Genomic DNA, 15,467 nt, shown 5'->3' on the forward strand with positions numbered 1-15,467 from the left:
CGCGGCGCGCCTGGCATTCCCCCGCGAGCAGCCTTTGCAGGGGCCCTCAACGCCCACGCCACGCCCCCGCCGCCTGCTGCGCGCTCCACAGCGCGTGGTAGCGGCCGGCGCGCTCCAGCAACTCGCCGTGCCGCCCCTGCTCCACGAGCCGGCCGCCCTCCACCACCAGGATGCGGTCGGCGCCGGCGATGGTGGACAGGCGGTGTGCGATCACGATCACGGTCTTGTCGCGCACCAGGGTGTCGATGGCCCGCTGCACGGCCAGCTCGCTCTCCGTGTCCAGCGCGGCGGTGGGCTCGTCCAGGACCACGATGGGCGCGTCCTTGAGCAGCGCCCGCGCGATCGAGATGCGCTGGCGCTCGCCGCCGGAGAGCCGGTCCCCGATCTCGCCCAGCCGGGTGTGCCAGCCCTGGGGCAGGCGCTCGATGAAGTCCAGGCACTGCGCGGCCCGGGCGGCGGCGCGGACCGCGCCGTCGTCCGCGTCCGGGCGCGCCATGCGGATGTTGGCCAGCACCGTGTCGTCGAAGAGGTGCACATCCTGGAACACCACCGAGATCAGGCCGTTCAGCACCTCCGGCGCCATGCGCCGGATGTCGATGCCGTCGATGGTGACGCGCCCCGCCTGCGGATCGGCATGGCGCATGAGCAGGCGCGCCACCGTGGTCTTGCCCGAGCCGGAGGGCCCCACCAGCGCCGTCATGGCCCGCGCGGGCAGCGCCGCCGTGAAGTCCGCGAGGGCGCTGTCCGCGCCGCCGGCGTAGCGGAAGCACACGCCCTCGAAGCGCACATCGAAGTCCCCGGGCACGGCCCCGGGCGCATCCACGGGCAGCGGGGGGATGGCCAGCAGCGCCTCGATGCGCTCCAGCGCGGCCTCCATCATCTCCAGCACCATGGCGTAGCCGACCAGGGTCGCCATCGGCTCGGACAGGCGCACGGCGATGACCATGGCCGCGGCCACCGCCGAGGGATGCAGCGTGCCCGACACCACCCAGCCGGTCCCCGCGACGACGATGCCCAGCAGGCCCAGCTCGACGACGCTGGCGGTGACCACGGACGGCTTCACGCCCCGGCGCTGGGTGGCGGTCTGGATCTCGCGCAGGCGGTCCACCCCCTCGCCCAGCATCCCGGCATGGCGGCCCTGCTGGCAGGCCGCGCGCAGCGCCGCCAGGCCCTGCGTGTATTCGACGATGTCGGCATGGCAGCGCCGGTGCGCCTCGTTCAGCCCGCGCATGTCGCGCGCGAAGGCCGGGCGGCGCCAGCGGTGCAGCAGCCAGAGCGCGGGGAAGACCGCCAGCAGCAGCGCGCCCAGCCGCGCGTCGAAGGCCATCGCGGCCAGCGCGAGCGCCAGCGGCGCGACGGTGGCCAGCAGGATGAGGTTGGCGATGGCCACCGTGTAGTTCAGCTGCTCGTCCACGTTGCCCAGGAGCAGCGCGTTCATCTCGCCGGAGCGTTTCTCGCGCAGCCGCTCCAGCGGCATGCGCCGCAATTGCTCGCCCAGCCGCAGCCGCAGGCCGTGGGTGGCGCGGGCCAGCGCGCCGCCGTACTCGAAGCCCTGCGCGCGCCAGCGCAGCGCCGTGGCCAGCCCGGCCAGCGCCGTCATGGCGGCCAGCCACCGCAGCACCGCGCCCGCATCGGGCCGCGGAAACAGCGCGGCGAACAGCGGGAACACGCAGGCCAGGGCCAGCCCCTGGAAGGCCGCGGCGGCGGCCAGCCCGGCCAGGCAGCGCCGCAGGGCCGGGGCGTGCGGCCCCACGGCCTCCAGCAGCCGGCCCCAGGCCGCGCGGGTGGAGGCCAGTGCCGCGGAACGCCGCGAAGGCGCTTCGATGGGTGCCGCGCTCATGGCACCGCTCCCGGCAAAGGCTCGGCGCACGGCGCGCCGGCGCCGCGCAGGGCCCAGCGCTGCGCCTGCTCGTGGTGGGCCCAGAGCCGCGCATAGGTGCCCCCGGCGGCGGCCAGCGCCCCGTGGCGCCCGGATTCGACCAGCCGCCCCCGCTCGAACACCAGGATCCGGTCCGCGTCCCGGACGGTGGAGAGGCGGTGCGCCACGATGATCACCGTCTTGCCGCGCATCAGCGCGGACAGCGCCGTCAGCAGCGCCAGTTCGTTCTCGGGGTCCGCGAAGGCGGTCGGCTCATCCAGCACCAGGATGGGCCGGTTCTGCAGGATCGCGCGGGCGATGGCGATGCGCTGGCGCTGCCCGCCCGAGAGAAAGGCGCCCCGCTCGCCCACGGGCGTGCCGTACCCCTGGGGCAGCGCCTCGATGAACCCGTGCGCCTGGGCGGCGGTGGCCGCGGCGACCACGGCCTGCGGCCCCGCGTCCGGCGCGCCCAGGCGGATGTTGTCGGCCACCGTGCCGGAGAAGAGGAAGGTGTCCTGGAACACGAACCCGACCTGGGCCATGAGCACGTCCGGGGCCATGTCGCGCACATCGGCGCCGCCGACGGTCACGCGGCCCTCCAGCACGTCCCAGAAGCGCGGGATCAGCCGCGCGGCGGTGGTCTTGCCGGCGCCCGAAGGGCCGACCAGCGCGGTGACGGTGCCGGGCTCGGCGCGAAAGCTCACGCCGCGTAGCGCGAGGCCCTCCGCCGCCTCACCCGCCCCCCCTCGGGCATCGCCATAGCCGAAGCTGACGTTCTCGAACGCCACCGCCGCATCCGCCGGCAGGGCCCCGTGCGCGGCCTCCGCCGCCCGCTGCTCGGGCAGCGCCAGGACTTCCTGGATGCGGCCGGCGCTCAGCTGCGCCTTCTCGACCATGTGGTGCAGCACCATCATCGGCATCATCGCCTCCGCCATTCCGGCGCCCAGCAGCAGCACGGCCACCCAGGTCCCGAAATCGAGCGTCCCGTGCGCCACCAGCCACGCGCCCAGCCACAGCAGCGCCAGCAGCGTGGGCAGCGGGTTCAGCACGGCGAAGGAAAAGCGCGCGGAAAAGCCCGCCCGCCGGTACCAGAGGGTCAGCACGTCCAGGTACCCGTCCAGCGCCTGCCGGTAGCGGCCGAAGGTCGATTGGCCGGTGTCGAAGCTGCGCACCACCGGCATCGCCTGCACGAACTCGATCACGGCGGCGCTCACCCGCTCGCGGGCCTCGTTGTAGCGCCGGCCCATGTCGGACGCACCCCGCATCGCCAGCCCCAGCACGCCGAAACCCACGGCCAGCAGGGCCGCCGCCGCCAGCGCCAGCCGCCCGTCGAGCCAGAGGAGCGCGAGGCCCGCGCACGCGGGCATCACGACGGCCCGGGCATAGAGCGGCGTGCTGTCCGCGACGAAGACGTGCAGGGCCTTGACATCGTCCTGCAGCACCTTGGAGAGCGCCCCCGCGCCCCAGCGCTGGACCTCGCCCAGCGGCACGCGCGCCAGATGCTCCGCCAGTTGCCGGCGCAGCAGGGCCTCCAGGCGGAAGGCCGCGCAATGGGATTGGTCGAACCCGGCCAGCCGCATCAGGTAGGCGCCCGCCAAGCACGCGGCCGCCGCCGCCAGCGGCGCCACGGGCCACGCGCCCGGCGCCGCCGCCAGCCGGCCCGCCGCCTGCGCCAGCGCCAGCAGCGCCCCCAGGTTCAGCAGCGCCCCCATGCCCGCCAGGCCCATCGCCCAGCGGATCTGCCCCCGCACCGGCCGCATGATGCGCCAGGCCCCCGGCCGCCCCGGGGGAGCGCAGGGCGCGGGGGACGACGTCGCGGTATGGTTTCCGCCCTCGCCGCCGCTCATCCTAGAAGTCGTGCCGGAAGCCGACGCCCAGCGTGCGGCCGCGCGCCGGCGCCCCCACGTAGGCCGCCGCGCTGGGCGCGAAGCCGTACAGGTCGTACCGCTTGTCGAGCAGGTTGCTGCCGTACACGTACACCTCGGTGCCGCCGGAGGCAACGCCGATGCGCAGGTCCACCTTCTGGTACTTGCCCAGGTTGAAGTGGTTCTGCGGGTCGGCCGCGCGGGTGCCGACGTACTGGTAGTCGAGCCGCGTATTCAGCACCGGGGACGGCATCCCCATGAAGGCCGACAGGCGCTGCGTGTAGGCCACCCCGAGGCTGCCGCTCCACTTCGGCACGTCGGGCGAGCGGTTGCCCTTGCGGATGTCGCCGCCGGACACGCCCGACACGTTGCTGGTGATCTCGGCATCGATGTAGCTCACGCCGCCCGACAGCGAGAAGCCGTTGCCCAGCCTCCACACCCCCTGCAGCTCGGCGCCCCGGCTCTCCGTGTCCGCGTTCACGGTGGAGGTCGCCAGCGTCGCCGCGTCGAAGCCCAGCAGATGGTCGTCCTTCACCCGCGTGGCGAACAGCGCCCCGCTCAGCGCGAAGCGGCGGTTGGCCGACTCCGTCTTGAAGCCCGCCTCGATCGCATTGGACGAGGCCGGCTTGTACGGCACGCTGTCGGCCACCTGCGTCGGATAGTCGCCGATGCCGCCCGACTCGTAGCCCCGCGACCACGCGCCATAGAGGTTGGTCTCCGGCGTCAGCGCCCACGAGAGGGCCACCCGCCCGGTGGAGTAGTCGTCGCGCAGCCTGCGGCCGTCGGGCACGGTGCCCCCGTAGGTGGCGTCGTAGGTCTTGCGATCCCAGGTGTGGCGCAGGCCGCCCGTGAGCTTGAGCCTGTCCGTCAGCGGCCAGGTGACCTCGCCGTAGAGCGCGTGGCTGTCGGTTTCGTAGCGCCGGTCGATGCCGAGATTCCGGCTGAGGTAGATCTGGTCGAACGTGCGCTCCGCGCGCGACAGGTTCACGCCCGCCACCCAGAACACGGACGCACCCGGCAGCGACGACCAGCGCAGGTCCTGGCTCACGGTGTGGCCGTCCATCATGCTGCGCTGCATGTTCTCCACCGGCATGCCGAACATGGCCTGCATGGCGCGCGCGTCGTAGCCGCCCACGAAGTCGGTATCGAACTTCGTGTAGCCCGTCACCGACGTGATCCGCCCCACGGGCAGGTCGTGGTTGAAGGTGACGGAATAGCGCTCCACCGTCTTCGCGTTGTGGTCGAACAGGCCCGGCGTCACGTCCATGGACGGCGGGTCGCCATAGGGCCGCAGCACGACGAGTCCCGGGCTGCGCCTGGCCTCCTCGCGCTCGGCCACGAACAGCGCGTTGGTGCCCGGGCCGTCCTCCCACAGCAGGCTGCCGCGGAACATCAGGCTGCGGGGCTTGGACAGCGGCCCTCCGGTGCGCGCGTTGTCGACCCAGTGGTCCGCGCCGCTGTTGCGGATCGCCACGCGGCCGCTGAGCGACTGCGACAGCGGGCCGCTGATGACCGCCTCCTCCAGGTGCTGGCTGTCCTGGCCGATCTCGCCCCGCACGTGGCCCTCCAGGGTGCGGGTGGGCTTGTTGGTGATGACGTTGATCGCGCCCGCCCGGCTGTTGCTGCCGAACAGCGTGCCCTGCGGGCCCTTGAGGATCTCGACGCGCTCGACGTCGAGCGTGCCGAGCGACATGTTGCGCATGGACATGGGCACGCCGTCGATCGACAGCGCCACGGCCCCGTCGTCCGTGCTCACCGGATTGATCGAGCCCGTTCCACGGATGAGCACGTTCGCGCTGTGGGGCGAGCCATCGCTCCAGACGTTCACGCCCGGCGTGCTGCGCAGCGCCTCTTCCAGCGTGGGCTGCCGGCGCGCCTCCAGTTCCTCGCCACCGATCACGCCGATGCCGAAGGGGATGTCCTTGGCGAACTCCTGCGCACGCCGCGCCGTCACGGTGACGCCCGCAAGCTCCGGCGCGCTCCCGCCCGATGGGGCGACGGTGGCGGCCGGGGCGGCAAGCGGCGTGCCCGGACGGGCTTCCTGCGCGCCAGACACGCCGGGCAGGGCGCCAAGGGCTGCCAGCAGCGCCAGCGACGACAGGGGGCCCGGCATCCGGGAAGGGTCTCGACGGCCTTGCGGCTTCTTCGCGAGGGGCTGTTGCGGCACGGAATGCACTCCTGAAACGGATTGAAGAAAATGCGGGGAAAAGCGGCCGCCGGGCGCACGCAGCAACCGGGGCCGCCGGCCATGCGGCCAGGCAAGGAGGGAGTTCGGAGATTCCCGGAGGGATGGCTCTGCGCCTCGACCTCGCCGATGGACCGGGACGAACCGGCGAGCATTGGCAAAAATTGTAAGATTTAATGTTAATGATTCTTATTTATTTTTCTACCCGAATCGGTTCACAATCCACCCGGATCGGGTTCCCTCCATGAAGCAGGCCGCATGAAACCCTCCGCACACACGGCGACGCCCGTCGCATCCGAGGTCGCCATCTCCTCCCTGCTCGCCGGCCGGCCCGTGCCCCACCTGGAGCCCGCCGCCGACTGCGAACTGATCCAGCTCGCGCCGCAGGACGGCGTGGACGTGCTGCTGTGGCGGGGGCATTTCCCGCAGCCCGTCACGATGAGCCTGCGGGACGACTGGGACAGGATCCACTTCTCGTGCTCGCTGCGCGGGCGCTCCGGCTTCGCCATCCGGGAGCGCGGGCAGGAGATCGAGCGCGTGCTGGACGAGGGCATCAACTGCATCAGCTACACGCCCGGCTGCAGCGGCCAGTCCTCGTATGCGGGCAGCTTCGAATACGTCACCGTCTCCGTGCGCCCCGACCTGCTCGCCGGCTGGGTGCCGGACCTGGGCGCCCCGCTCCAGCGGGAGCTGGACTCCGCACGATGCTGCGACATGCAGCGCTGCAGCCCCGAGATGCGCGCCGCCGCCCATGCCCTGAGCCAGGCCTTGCGCACGATGCGGGCCAGCCCGCAGCCCCGCGCGGCACAGCCCCCGCTGTGGCTGCTGGGCCAGGCGCTGGTGCTGGTGGGCCTGTCCGTCGAGGCCCGGCGCGAGGAACCGCCGCCGCGCGCCGAACTCTGCCCGGTCAGCCGGCGCAAGCTGCAGCGCGCGCGCGACCTGCTGTTGGCGGACCTGAGCAAGGCGCCCACGATCGCCGAGCTGGCCCGCGAGACCGGCCTGAGCGTCGTGCGGCTCAAGCACGGCTTCCGGCAACTGTTCGACCACAGCATCTACGGCCTCTTCCAGCAAGAGCGCATGCACGCGGCACGCCAGCGCCTGGCCTGCGGCGACACCCCGGTCACCGTCGTGGCCGCCGACCTCGGCTACGCCAACGCGAGCCATTTCACCGCCGCCTTCCACAAGCAGTTCGGCGTCAATCCCTCCTCGCTCAAGCGCCGGCGCTGATCCACCGCCCGCCGCGGCAAACCACCCGCCCACCGCCGGCGTGGCGCGCCAGGCACGCCGAGCCACGCCCGCACGCGGCCGGACAGATACGGATCCGGGCCAAAACAAATCCGATCCGGGTAGCGACTTAATCGCGAATACTTATCATTTACATATCTATAGGCAGAGCGGCATCCAGGCGCTGGCGGCCGGTGCTTCCGTCGCGCGCGGCGCACCGCGGGCCGTGATCGCACGGAGGCCGCCCGGCCGCATCCCGCGCGGCGCCCGACTTCCCGCGCCACGTCCCGCCGATCGCCGGCAGCCCTATCCGAGAAGGCACATGCATGAATGATTTTGTCGACACCCGGGACTGGCCACTGGTCGGCCTGCACATGCCGCAGCGGGTGCCCGACGAACGGGCCGACGCACTGATGGCCCAGCTCGAAGCCCTCTACGCGCGCGCCGAGCCGCACGTCCTGCTGATGGACGGCGCGGAGCAGCCACGGCAGTCCGCGGGCTTCATGGCGGCCTATACCCGCTGGAGCCGGCAGAGCTTCGCGCTGCAGCAGCGCTACTGCCTCGGCGCGGTGCGCATCGTGGAAGACGAGGCCCAGCGCCGCGAATACGTGCGCAAGGCGGACGCGTGGAACGCATCCGGCCAGGCCCCCTACCCCTATCGCATCGTCGCCACCCACAGCGAAGCCCGGGCACAGGCCCATGCCTGGCTCGCGCGATCCCGGGCCGCCGGCACGGAATCGGCAGGCCCCGCCCCGGAACGATGACCGCGCGGCGACAGACCACCGCCGCGCCCGCCAGCCCACGCCCTCACCTCCCCCAGCCAGTCCGCGCCCGTGCCGGCACGGGCACCACCACACGGCCTCTCAAGTGATACCTGCAACCGATCTGGACATCCCCCGCGAAGACCTCGCACGCCCCACCGCGCCCGGCGCGGGCCTGGCGATCGACGCGGCCCTGCGCGACGAACTCGCGGCCGGCCTGGACATCCCCGCCACGCAGCTGGACGAACACGCCAGCCTGCTGCAGCTGGGAATGGACTCCATGCACCTGATGGCCTGGCTGAACCGGCTGCGCAAGCGCGGCCACAAGGTGACGCTGCGAGACCTGTACGGCAACCCCACGCTGGCCGGATGGAGCCGCCTGCTGCAGCCCGCAACCCCGGCCACCACGGCCGCCCCCGAGCGGCCGGCTGCGCCGCCCGCGCCACCCACGTGGCCGGTGATGCGGGATGGCGAGGCCTTCGAACTCACCCCCGTGCAGCACGCCTACCTGGTCGGCCGCTCGCCGCAGCAGACGCTGGGCGGCGTCGGCTGCCACCTCTACCAGGAGTTCGACGGCACGGGGCTCTCCACCGAAGCGCTGGAGTCAGCGGTGCAGGCCCTGATACGGCGCCACCCGATGCTGCGCGTGGTCTTCCGCGGCGACGGCCTGCAGCAGTATGGAGAACACACCCCATGGCCGGGCCTCGCCATCCACGACCTGCGGATGCTGGACGACAGCGCGCTGGAAGCCCGCCTGCAGGGCCTGCGCGAGCGGCTCGGCCACCGGGTGCTGGCCGTGGAGCGCGGCGAAACCATCGACTTCCAGCTCTCGCTGCTGCCCGGGGGGCGGCATCGCCTGCACGTCAACATCGATCTGCTCGTGCTCGACGCGGCCAGCTTCACGCTGGTTTTCGAGGAGCTGGCGGCCCTGCTCAACGCGGACGCCCTCCCCGCGACCGATCCCGGCTACGACTTCCGCAGCTACCTCGCGCAACTGCACCACGAGAGCGGCACCGCGCGCGAGCGGGCGCAGCGCCACTGGCTCGACCGGCTGGAAACGCTTCCCCGCGCACCGGCCCTGCCGCTGGCGTGCGAGCCGGAGCGCATCGACGCCGTGCGCATCCACCGGCGCCGCGCCGAACTGAATGCCGCCGACTGGGAGCGCTTCAAGGCCCATGCCGGCGCGAGCGGCGTCACGCCCACCATGGCGCTGGCCACCTGCTTCGGCGCCGTGCTGGCGCGCTGGAGCAGCCAGCCGCGCCTCTTGCTCAACCTCACCCTGTTCGACCGCCAGCCGCTGCACCCGTCCGTCGAGCGCATGATCGCGGACTTCACCAACGTCCTGCTGCTGGACCTCCGCTGCGAGGGCGCGCCGTTCGACGCGCTCGCGCGCAGCAACCAGGACACCTTCGCCGACGCCTACGAGCACCGCCACTGGTCCGGCGTGGAGCTGCTGCGCGAGCTGCGCAAGGCGCAGACCCACCCCCACGGCGCGCCGGTGGTGTTCACCAGCAACCTCGGCCGCCCGCTGTACGGCGACGGCACGGGCACGGTCCTGGGCCGTCCCGGCTGGGGCATCTCCCAGACGCCCCAGGTCTGGATCGATCACCTGGCCTTCGAGCACGACGGGTCCGTGTACCTGCAATGGGACAGCAACGACCAGCTCTTTCCCGAGGGCCTCGTCGATGCGCTGTTCGGCGCCTACGCCGCGCAGGTCCGCCGGCTCGTGGACGACGCGGGCGCCTGGAGCGCCCCCCTGCCCGACCCGATGCCGGCCTCGCAGCGGGACGCGCGCTCGCGCGCCAACGATACGGCGCGGCCCGTGCCGCCCGGGCTGCTGCACCACGGCGCGTTCGCCGCCGCCGGGCGCAACCCCGGAGCCCTCGCACTCGTCCACGGCGCGCGCTCGCTGACCCACGCCGAGCTGGCGGACCAGGCGCGGCGCTGCGCCGGCGCACTCGCGGCGCGCGGCGTGCGCCCCGGCGACACGGTGGCGATCGCCATGTCCAAGGGCATCGGCCAGGTGGTCGCGGCGCTGGGCGTGCTGCATGCCGGCGCGGTCTATGTGCCCGTCGCGCTCGACCAGCCCGCCGAACGCCGCCGCAAGATCCACCGCGACGCCGGCGTCGCCGTGGTGCTGGTCTGCCGCGAGGACGCGGCGCGCGGCGCAGCGGAAGGCGCCCACGCGGACGACACCGATCCGCCCCATCTCTGCTGGCAGGACGCCATCCTGCACGCGGCGATGTCCGCCCCCGCCGACGTGGACCCGGGCCAGCCCGCCTACGTCATCTACACCTCGGGATCGACGGGCGCGCCCAAGGGCGTGACCATCTCCCACCGGGGCGCGCTCAACACCTGCGCCGACCTGAACCAGCGCTACCGCATCGGGCCCGGCGACCGCGTGCTGGCGCTGTCGGCGCTGCATTTCGACCTCTCCGTCTTCGACATCTTCGGCCTGCTCGCCGCCGGCGGCGCCCTGGTCCTCGTGGACGAGGCCCAGCGCCGCGATCCCTCCGTGTGGTGCGATCTGATCGCAGCCCACGGCATCACGGTCTGGAACACCGTGCCGGCGCTCTTCGACATGCTGCTCACCTACAGCGAAGGCCTCGACCTGAACGCGCCCCGCGGGCTGCGCATGGCGATGCTCTCGGGCGACTGGATCGGGCTCGACCTGCCGTGCCGCTACCGGGCCTTCCGCCCGGACGGCCAGTTCATCGCCATGGGCGGCGCGACCGAGGCCTCGATCTGGTCGAACGCCTTCGACGTGCAGGACGTGGCGCCGCACTGGCGCTCGATCCCCTACGGATACCCGCTCGCCAACCAGAGCTACCGCGTCGTCGATGAACAAGGCCGCGACTGCCCCGACTGGGTCGCCGGCGAACTCTGGATCGGCGGCGAAGGCGTCGCGCTGGGCTATTTCAACGACCCCGAGCGCACCGCGCGGCAGTTCGTCCAGGCGGAGGGCGGGCGCTGGTACCGCACCGGCGACATGGGCTGCTACTGGCCCGACGGCACCCTGGAATTCCTCGGCCGCCGCGACAAGCAGGTGAAGATCGGCGGGCACCGCATCGAGCTGGGAGAGATCGAGACGGCCCTGCACCGCATCGACGGCGTGAAGAGCGCGGTCGCACTGGCCCTGGGCGACCGCGAGAAATCGCTGGCCGCCTTCGTCGTGGCGCAGGGCGATGCGCTCGGCTCGGTCCGGCACGCCGACGCCGCGCTGCCCGGCCACTACGGCGGCCTCTTCGCTCCAGTGGCAGAGGAGGCGGACCGCGAACCGGACATCGAACGCCTCGTCGCCGACTTCCTGCACGACCATCTGCGGCGGCAGGGCCTGGATTTCGCCACGCCGACCGATGCTGATGAGGCCCTGCGGCGCTATGGTGCGGCGCCGCGCTGGCGGGGACTGCTGCAGCGCTGGCTGGAGCTGCTGGTGCGCCGGGAGCGCCTCGCCGCCGATCCGCAGGGCCGGGGCTTCGTCCACGGGCCGCGCCACGGCGAAGCGCCCTGGCAACCCTCGGATGGAGACCCGCTCTGCGCCACGGCGGACGCCCTGCTCACGCACCACGAGGCCCTCGCCCTCATCCTCCGGGAGCAGCGGCCGGCCTTCACGCTGCTCGACCACCCGTTCTGGGCACCCGAGCGGCTGCTACTGCAAAGCCGGGGCACGGTGGCCGCGATCGACGCGCTGGCCGATGCGCTGGCCGCGCTGTCGCGCGCGCTGGGCCGCCCCGTGCGCACCGTCGAGATCGGGGCCCGCGGAGGCCTCGCCGGCGAAATGCTGCTGCGCCGCCTGGGCGCGGACCAGTTGGCCTACACCGCGCTCGATGCCTCGCAGGACATGGTGCTGCGCGCCTCCGGCCGGCTCGCCGCCTCTCCCCATGCGAGCGTGCGGCGCTGGGATGGCGCATCGCAGGCGGACCTGGCCCACCAGGCCGACGTGGTCTGGGCGGCCAACGCCCTGCACCGGCTCGGCGGCGATGCGCTCGATGCCCTCACCGCGCTGGCCGCGCCGTCCGCGCTGATCCATGTGCTGGAGCTGCGCGGCGCGTCCTGCCTGGCCCTGGTCAGCGCCGACCTGCTGTCGCAGGACGGGGAAGGCCTCGGCAGCCATTTGCGCGATGCCGAGGGCTGGCAGGCCGCATTCCTGGAGCGCGGCCTGCGCTGCGAACGGGCCGATCCGGCGGGCGACCAGCAGCGCTTCGTGCTGCGCGCGCCCGCCGAGGTCCGGCAGCCCGACCCGCGCAAACTCGCGGCGGCGCTGGCGGCGCAATTACCCCCCTACATGGTCCCCCAGCGGCTGGTGTTCCTGGACGCGCTGCCGCTCACCGCCAACGGCAAGATCGACCACAAGGCCCTCGCCGCGCGCTGCCAGCCGGCGCAGGCCACGGATGCCGGGCAGGAGCCCCCCAGCGGCGATGCCGAGACCGCCGTCGCGGCGCTGTGGCGCGAGATGCTGCGTGCGCCCTCCGTGCACCGGCACAGCCACTTCTTCCAGCTCGGCGGCGACAGCCTGCTCGCGACCCGCCTGATGGGCGGACTGGACCGGGCCGGCTTCGAGGCCCGCCTGGGCGATCTGTTCGACTACCCGACGCTCGCGGCCTTCGCGGCCACGCTGCGCCCCCACGCAGACGGCGGGGCCGACCTCCTGCGGCCCGACCCCGCGTCGCGCCACGCGCCGTTCGCGCTCACCGACGTGCAGCAGGCCTACCTCGTGGGGCGCCAGCCGGGCTTCCCGCTCGGCGGCGTGGGCTCGCAATTCTTCATCGAATTCGAGGTCGCGGATCTGGACGTCCCCCGCTTCGAGGCCGCCTGGAACCGCCTGATCGCGCGGCACGACATGCTGCGCGCCGTGGTGCGCGACGGCCGGCAGCAGGTGCTGGCCGACGTGCCGCCGTTCTCGCTGCGGCGGCACCGCGTCCCGCGCCTCGACCACGCGGATACCGATGCGCTGCGCGAGCGGCTGTCCCGCCAGGTGCTCGATCCCTCGCGCTGGCCCGTCTTCGACGTGCAGGCGGCCGAGGACGGCAGCGGCCACAGCCGCCTGTTCGTCTGCCTCGACAACCTGATGCTCGACGGGCTGAGCATGCAGATCCTGCAGGCCGAGCTGGAGCAGTGCTATCTCCAACCCGGCAGCCCCCTGCCGCCGCTGGAGATCGGCTTCCGCGACTACCTCGCCCACGTCGCCAGCCCCGGCCCCGGCGAGGCCTCGCTGGCGTACTGGCAGCGGCGGCTGGACAGCCTGCCGCCCGCGCCGCAGTTGCCGCTGCTCCGTGATCCGGCCGAGATCGGCGTGCCGCGCTTCGTGCGCCTGTCCGACAGCCTCGGCGCCCGGGACTGGCTCTCGCTCAAGGCGCGGGCCGGCGAGGCGGGCCTGACACCCTCGGCACTGCTGCTGTCGGCCTACGCCGCGGTCCTGTCCGCGTGGAGCGCGCGCAGGGACCTGTGCGTGAACCTCACGCTGTTCGACCGGCGCCCAGTGCACCCCCAGATCGAGCAGGTGCTGGGAGACTTCACTTCCCTGCTGCTGCTGGCCTGGCAGCCCGCCGCGGACTGGCGCGCCAGCGCCCAGCGGCTCCAGCAGCGCCTGCGGCAGGACCTGGCGCATCGCGACGTCTCCGCCATCCGCGTCATGCGGGACCTGGCGCTGCGGCGCGGCCAGCCGGCGGCCGCCATGCCCGTGGTGTTCACCAGCGCGATCGGCTTCGAGAGCGACCGCTTCCTCGCGCATGCCTCCGCGATGAAGCCGCTCTGGGGCATCTCGCAGACGCCCCAGGTCTGGCTGGACCACCAGGTCTATGAATCCGAAGGCGAGCTGCGCTTCAACTGGGACGCGGTGGAGGCGCTCTTCGACCCCGGGCAGCTCTCGGCCATGTTCGGCCAGTACACGGCGCTGCTGCGCCGCCTCGCCAGCGATCCGGCGGCCTGGGATCTCGCGCTCGACACCCTCGTGCCACGGACCAGCGCCGGCACCGTCTCCCGCGTGCCGCCCGCCGTGGTCGCCCCGGTTGCGGCGGAAGCGCTCCCGGCCGATGCGGCCCTGGTGGACGCGCTGCGCGACCATTTCCGCCGCGCCACCGGCCTGCCAATCGCGGCCCGGCAAACCTTCTTCGAAGCCGGAGCGTCCTCGCTGCAGCTCGTGCAACTGCACATCCAGCTGCGGCAGGCCGGACACGGCGGCCTCGCGGTCACCGACCTCTTCGCGCATGCCACGCCCCACGCGCTGGCGGCACACCTGGGAGCGCTGGCCCGGGGCCCGGCCACGCCGGCGCACGCATCGCCGGAACCGGAGCGGCGGACCCTGCTGGACCAGCGCAAGGCCCGCGCGGAGCGCCGCCGCGGAGGCACGTCGTGAAACGCTACGTTCCCTACGGGTGCTACTACCTCCACCAGGGCATGCTCACGGCCCTGGTCATGCAGGGCGTGGTCGGCTACTACCGCCATGCGGGGCTGGATCTCGCGCAGCTGAGCTGGCTGTCGCTGGCCATGCTGCCGTGGGTCGGCAAGTTCCTGTGGGCGCCCTGGTGCGAGCGGCATGCGCTGCCGCTGGCCGGCAACCGCTTCCTCGGCAGCCTCGTGCTGCTGCAGATCGGCATGGCCGCGCTGCTGGCAGGCATCGCGCTGATCGACCCCACGCGGTCCACGGCCCTGGTCGTGCCCGCGCTCATGCTGCTGACGCTGCTGTCGGCCAGCCACGGCATCTACGCCAACGGCATCGTCATCTGCACGACCGACGAGCGCAGCCGCCCCATTGCCAACGCCACCCAGGTCGGCGGCAGTTACCTGGGCATTCCGCTCGGCGTCTTCGCCTTCCTGGCCGTGGCCCAGCATGCCGGCTGGCAAGCGGGCTTCCTGTGCATGGCGGCGCTGTCGCTGCTGCTGGCGGTTCCGGTGGTCCTGGCGCGGCAACCGATGCCGGTCGGCAAGGCCCCGGCCCAGGCACGGCCCCGGTTCAACCCCGCCAGCCTGCGCGCGCTGTGGCCGGCGCTCGCGCTGACGGCCATCTACTACCTTGCCATGCGCGGCCTCATGGCCCTGCAGACCGTGCTGCTCGCCGACCAGGGCCTGAGCCTGGTCGAGCTGGGGCAGGCGATCACGCTGTTCAGCACGGTGGCGAGCGGCCTCGGCGTCGTGCTCGGCGGGTGGTTCGCGCGGCGCGCCGGCGCATGGCGCGGCCTGCTGCCGGTGATGGCGCTGCACGCTGCCCTGGCCTGCCTGATCGCGCTGGGGTATTCCCACTTCGGCCTGCATGCCTGGCTGGCGGTGTTCGGCCTGGTCAACGTGGCCGCCGCCATCGGCTTCGTGATGCTCTACAACGTGCTGATGGGACTGGTGCAGCCGCACCAGCCCGCTTCCGACTATGCGCTGTTCCAGTCCGTGGACATGGCCGTCGCCATCTTGGCCTCCATGGGCACCCTGCGCATCGCGCACCACGCCGGCTACCAGACGGCCCTGACCCTGCTCGCCGCCGTCGCCCTCCTGTGCCTGTGGCCCGCCAGCCGGCTGCGCCACCGCCTCTCCCGCCGCGCCCCGACGGAGCCCGCGGCCTCTCCGAATCCCGCTTGAAGACCTCC

7 protein-coding genes are annotated in these 15,467 nt (G+C 73.0%); 4 read left to right on the plus strand and 3 right to left on the minus strand.

Features of this window, described 5'->3' with window-relative positions:
- Nucleotides 1-46 precede the first annotated feature (46 nt).
- The 3 genes from AX018_RS11030 to AX018_RS11040 all read right to left on the minus strand — a co-directional run bounded on the left by AX018_RS11030 (nt 47) and on the right by AX018_RS11040 (nt 5,890).
- Nucleotides 47-1,840, minus strand: a complete 1,794-nt coding sequence (locus tag AX018_RS11030; RefSeq protein WP_111877336.1) for an ABC transporter ATP-binding protein — start codon at nt 1,838-1,840, stop codon at nt 47-49.
- Nucleotides 1,837-3,618, minus strand: coding sequence for an ABC transporter ATP-binding protein (locus AX018_RS11035; RefSeq protein ID WP_111877349.1), 1,782 nt, complete (start codon nt 3,616-3,618; stop codon nt 1,837-1,839). The genes AX018_RS11030 and AX018_RS11035 overlap by 4 nt, the downstream gene beginning before the upstream one ends.
- Before the next feature lie 88 nt (nt 3,619-3,706).
- Complete coding sequence (locus tag AX018_RS11040; RefSeq protein WP_245951512.1) at nt 3,707-5,890, minus strand: TonB-dependent receptor; 2,184 nt, start codon at nt 5,888-5,890, stop codon at nt 3,707-3,709.
- Nucleotides 5,891-6,166: 276 nt separating this feature from the next.
- Here AX018_RS11040 and AX018_RS11045 point away from each other — a divergent pair, with 276 nt between their 5' ends.
- The 4 genes from AX018_RS11045 (at nt 6,167) to AX018_RS11060 (ending at nt 15,459) form a co-directional block, all read left to right on the plus strand.
- Nucleotides 6,167-7,135, plus strand: a complete 969-nt coding sequence (locus AX018_RS11045; RefSeq protein ID WP_111877337.1) for a helix-turn-helix domain-containing protein — start codon at nt 6,167-6,169, stop codon at nt 7,133-7,135.
- A 323-nt stretch (nt 7,136-7,458) separates the two neighbouring features.
- Nucleotides 7,459-7,896 (plus strand): hypothetical protein, encoded by a 438-nt coding sequence (locus AX018_RS11050; protein ID WP_111877338.1) that lies wholly within the window; start codon nt 7,459-7,461, stop codon nt 7,894-7,896.
- A gap of 103 nt (nt 7,897-7,999) precedes the next feature.
- Nucleotides 8,000-14,248, plus strand: a complete 6,249-nt coding sequence (locus AX018_RS11055; RefSeq protein WP_415842132.1) for an amino acid adenylation domain-containing protein — start codon at nt 8,000-8,002, stop codon at nt 14,246-14,248.
- Nucleotides 14,245-15,459, plus strand: a complete 1,215-nt coding sequence (locus tag AX018_RS11060; RefSeq protein WP_111877339.1) for an MFS transporter — start codon at nt 14,245-14,247, stop codon at nt 15,457-15,459. The genes AX018_RS11055 and AX018_RS11060 overlap by 4 nt, the downstream gene beginning before the upstream one ends.
- Nucleotides 15,460-15,467: the final 8 nt, after the last annotated feature.

Source organism: Paracidovorax anthurii (assembly GCF_003269065.1).
Taxonomy (GTDB): Bacteria; Pseudomonadota; Gammaproteobacteria; order Burkholderiales; family Burkholderiaceae_C; genus Paracidovorax; species Paracidovorax anthurii.

Coding starts and splice junctions, on each gene's coding strand:
- AX018_RS11030 (WP_111877336.1), bottom strand. CDS start 1,840: ATGAGCGCGGCACCCATCGAAGCGCCTTCGCGGCGTTCCGCGGCACTG.
- AX018_RS11035 (WP_111877349.1), bottom strand. CDS start 3,618: ATGCGGCCGGTGCGGGGGCAGATCCGCTGGGCGATGGGCCTGGCGGGC.
- AX018_RS11045 (WP_111877337.1), top strand. CDS start 6,167: ATGAAACCCTCCGCACACACGGCGACGCCCGTCGCATCCGAGGTCGCC.
- AX018_RS11050 (WP_111877338.1), top strand. CDS start 7,459: ATGAATGATTTTGTCGACACCCGGGACTGGCCACTGGTCGGCCTGCAC.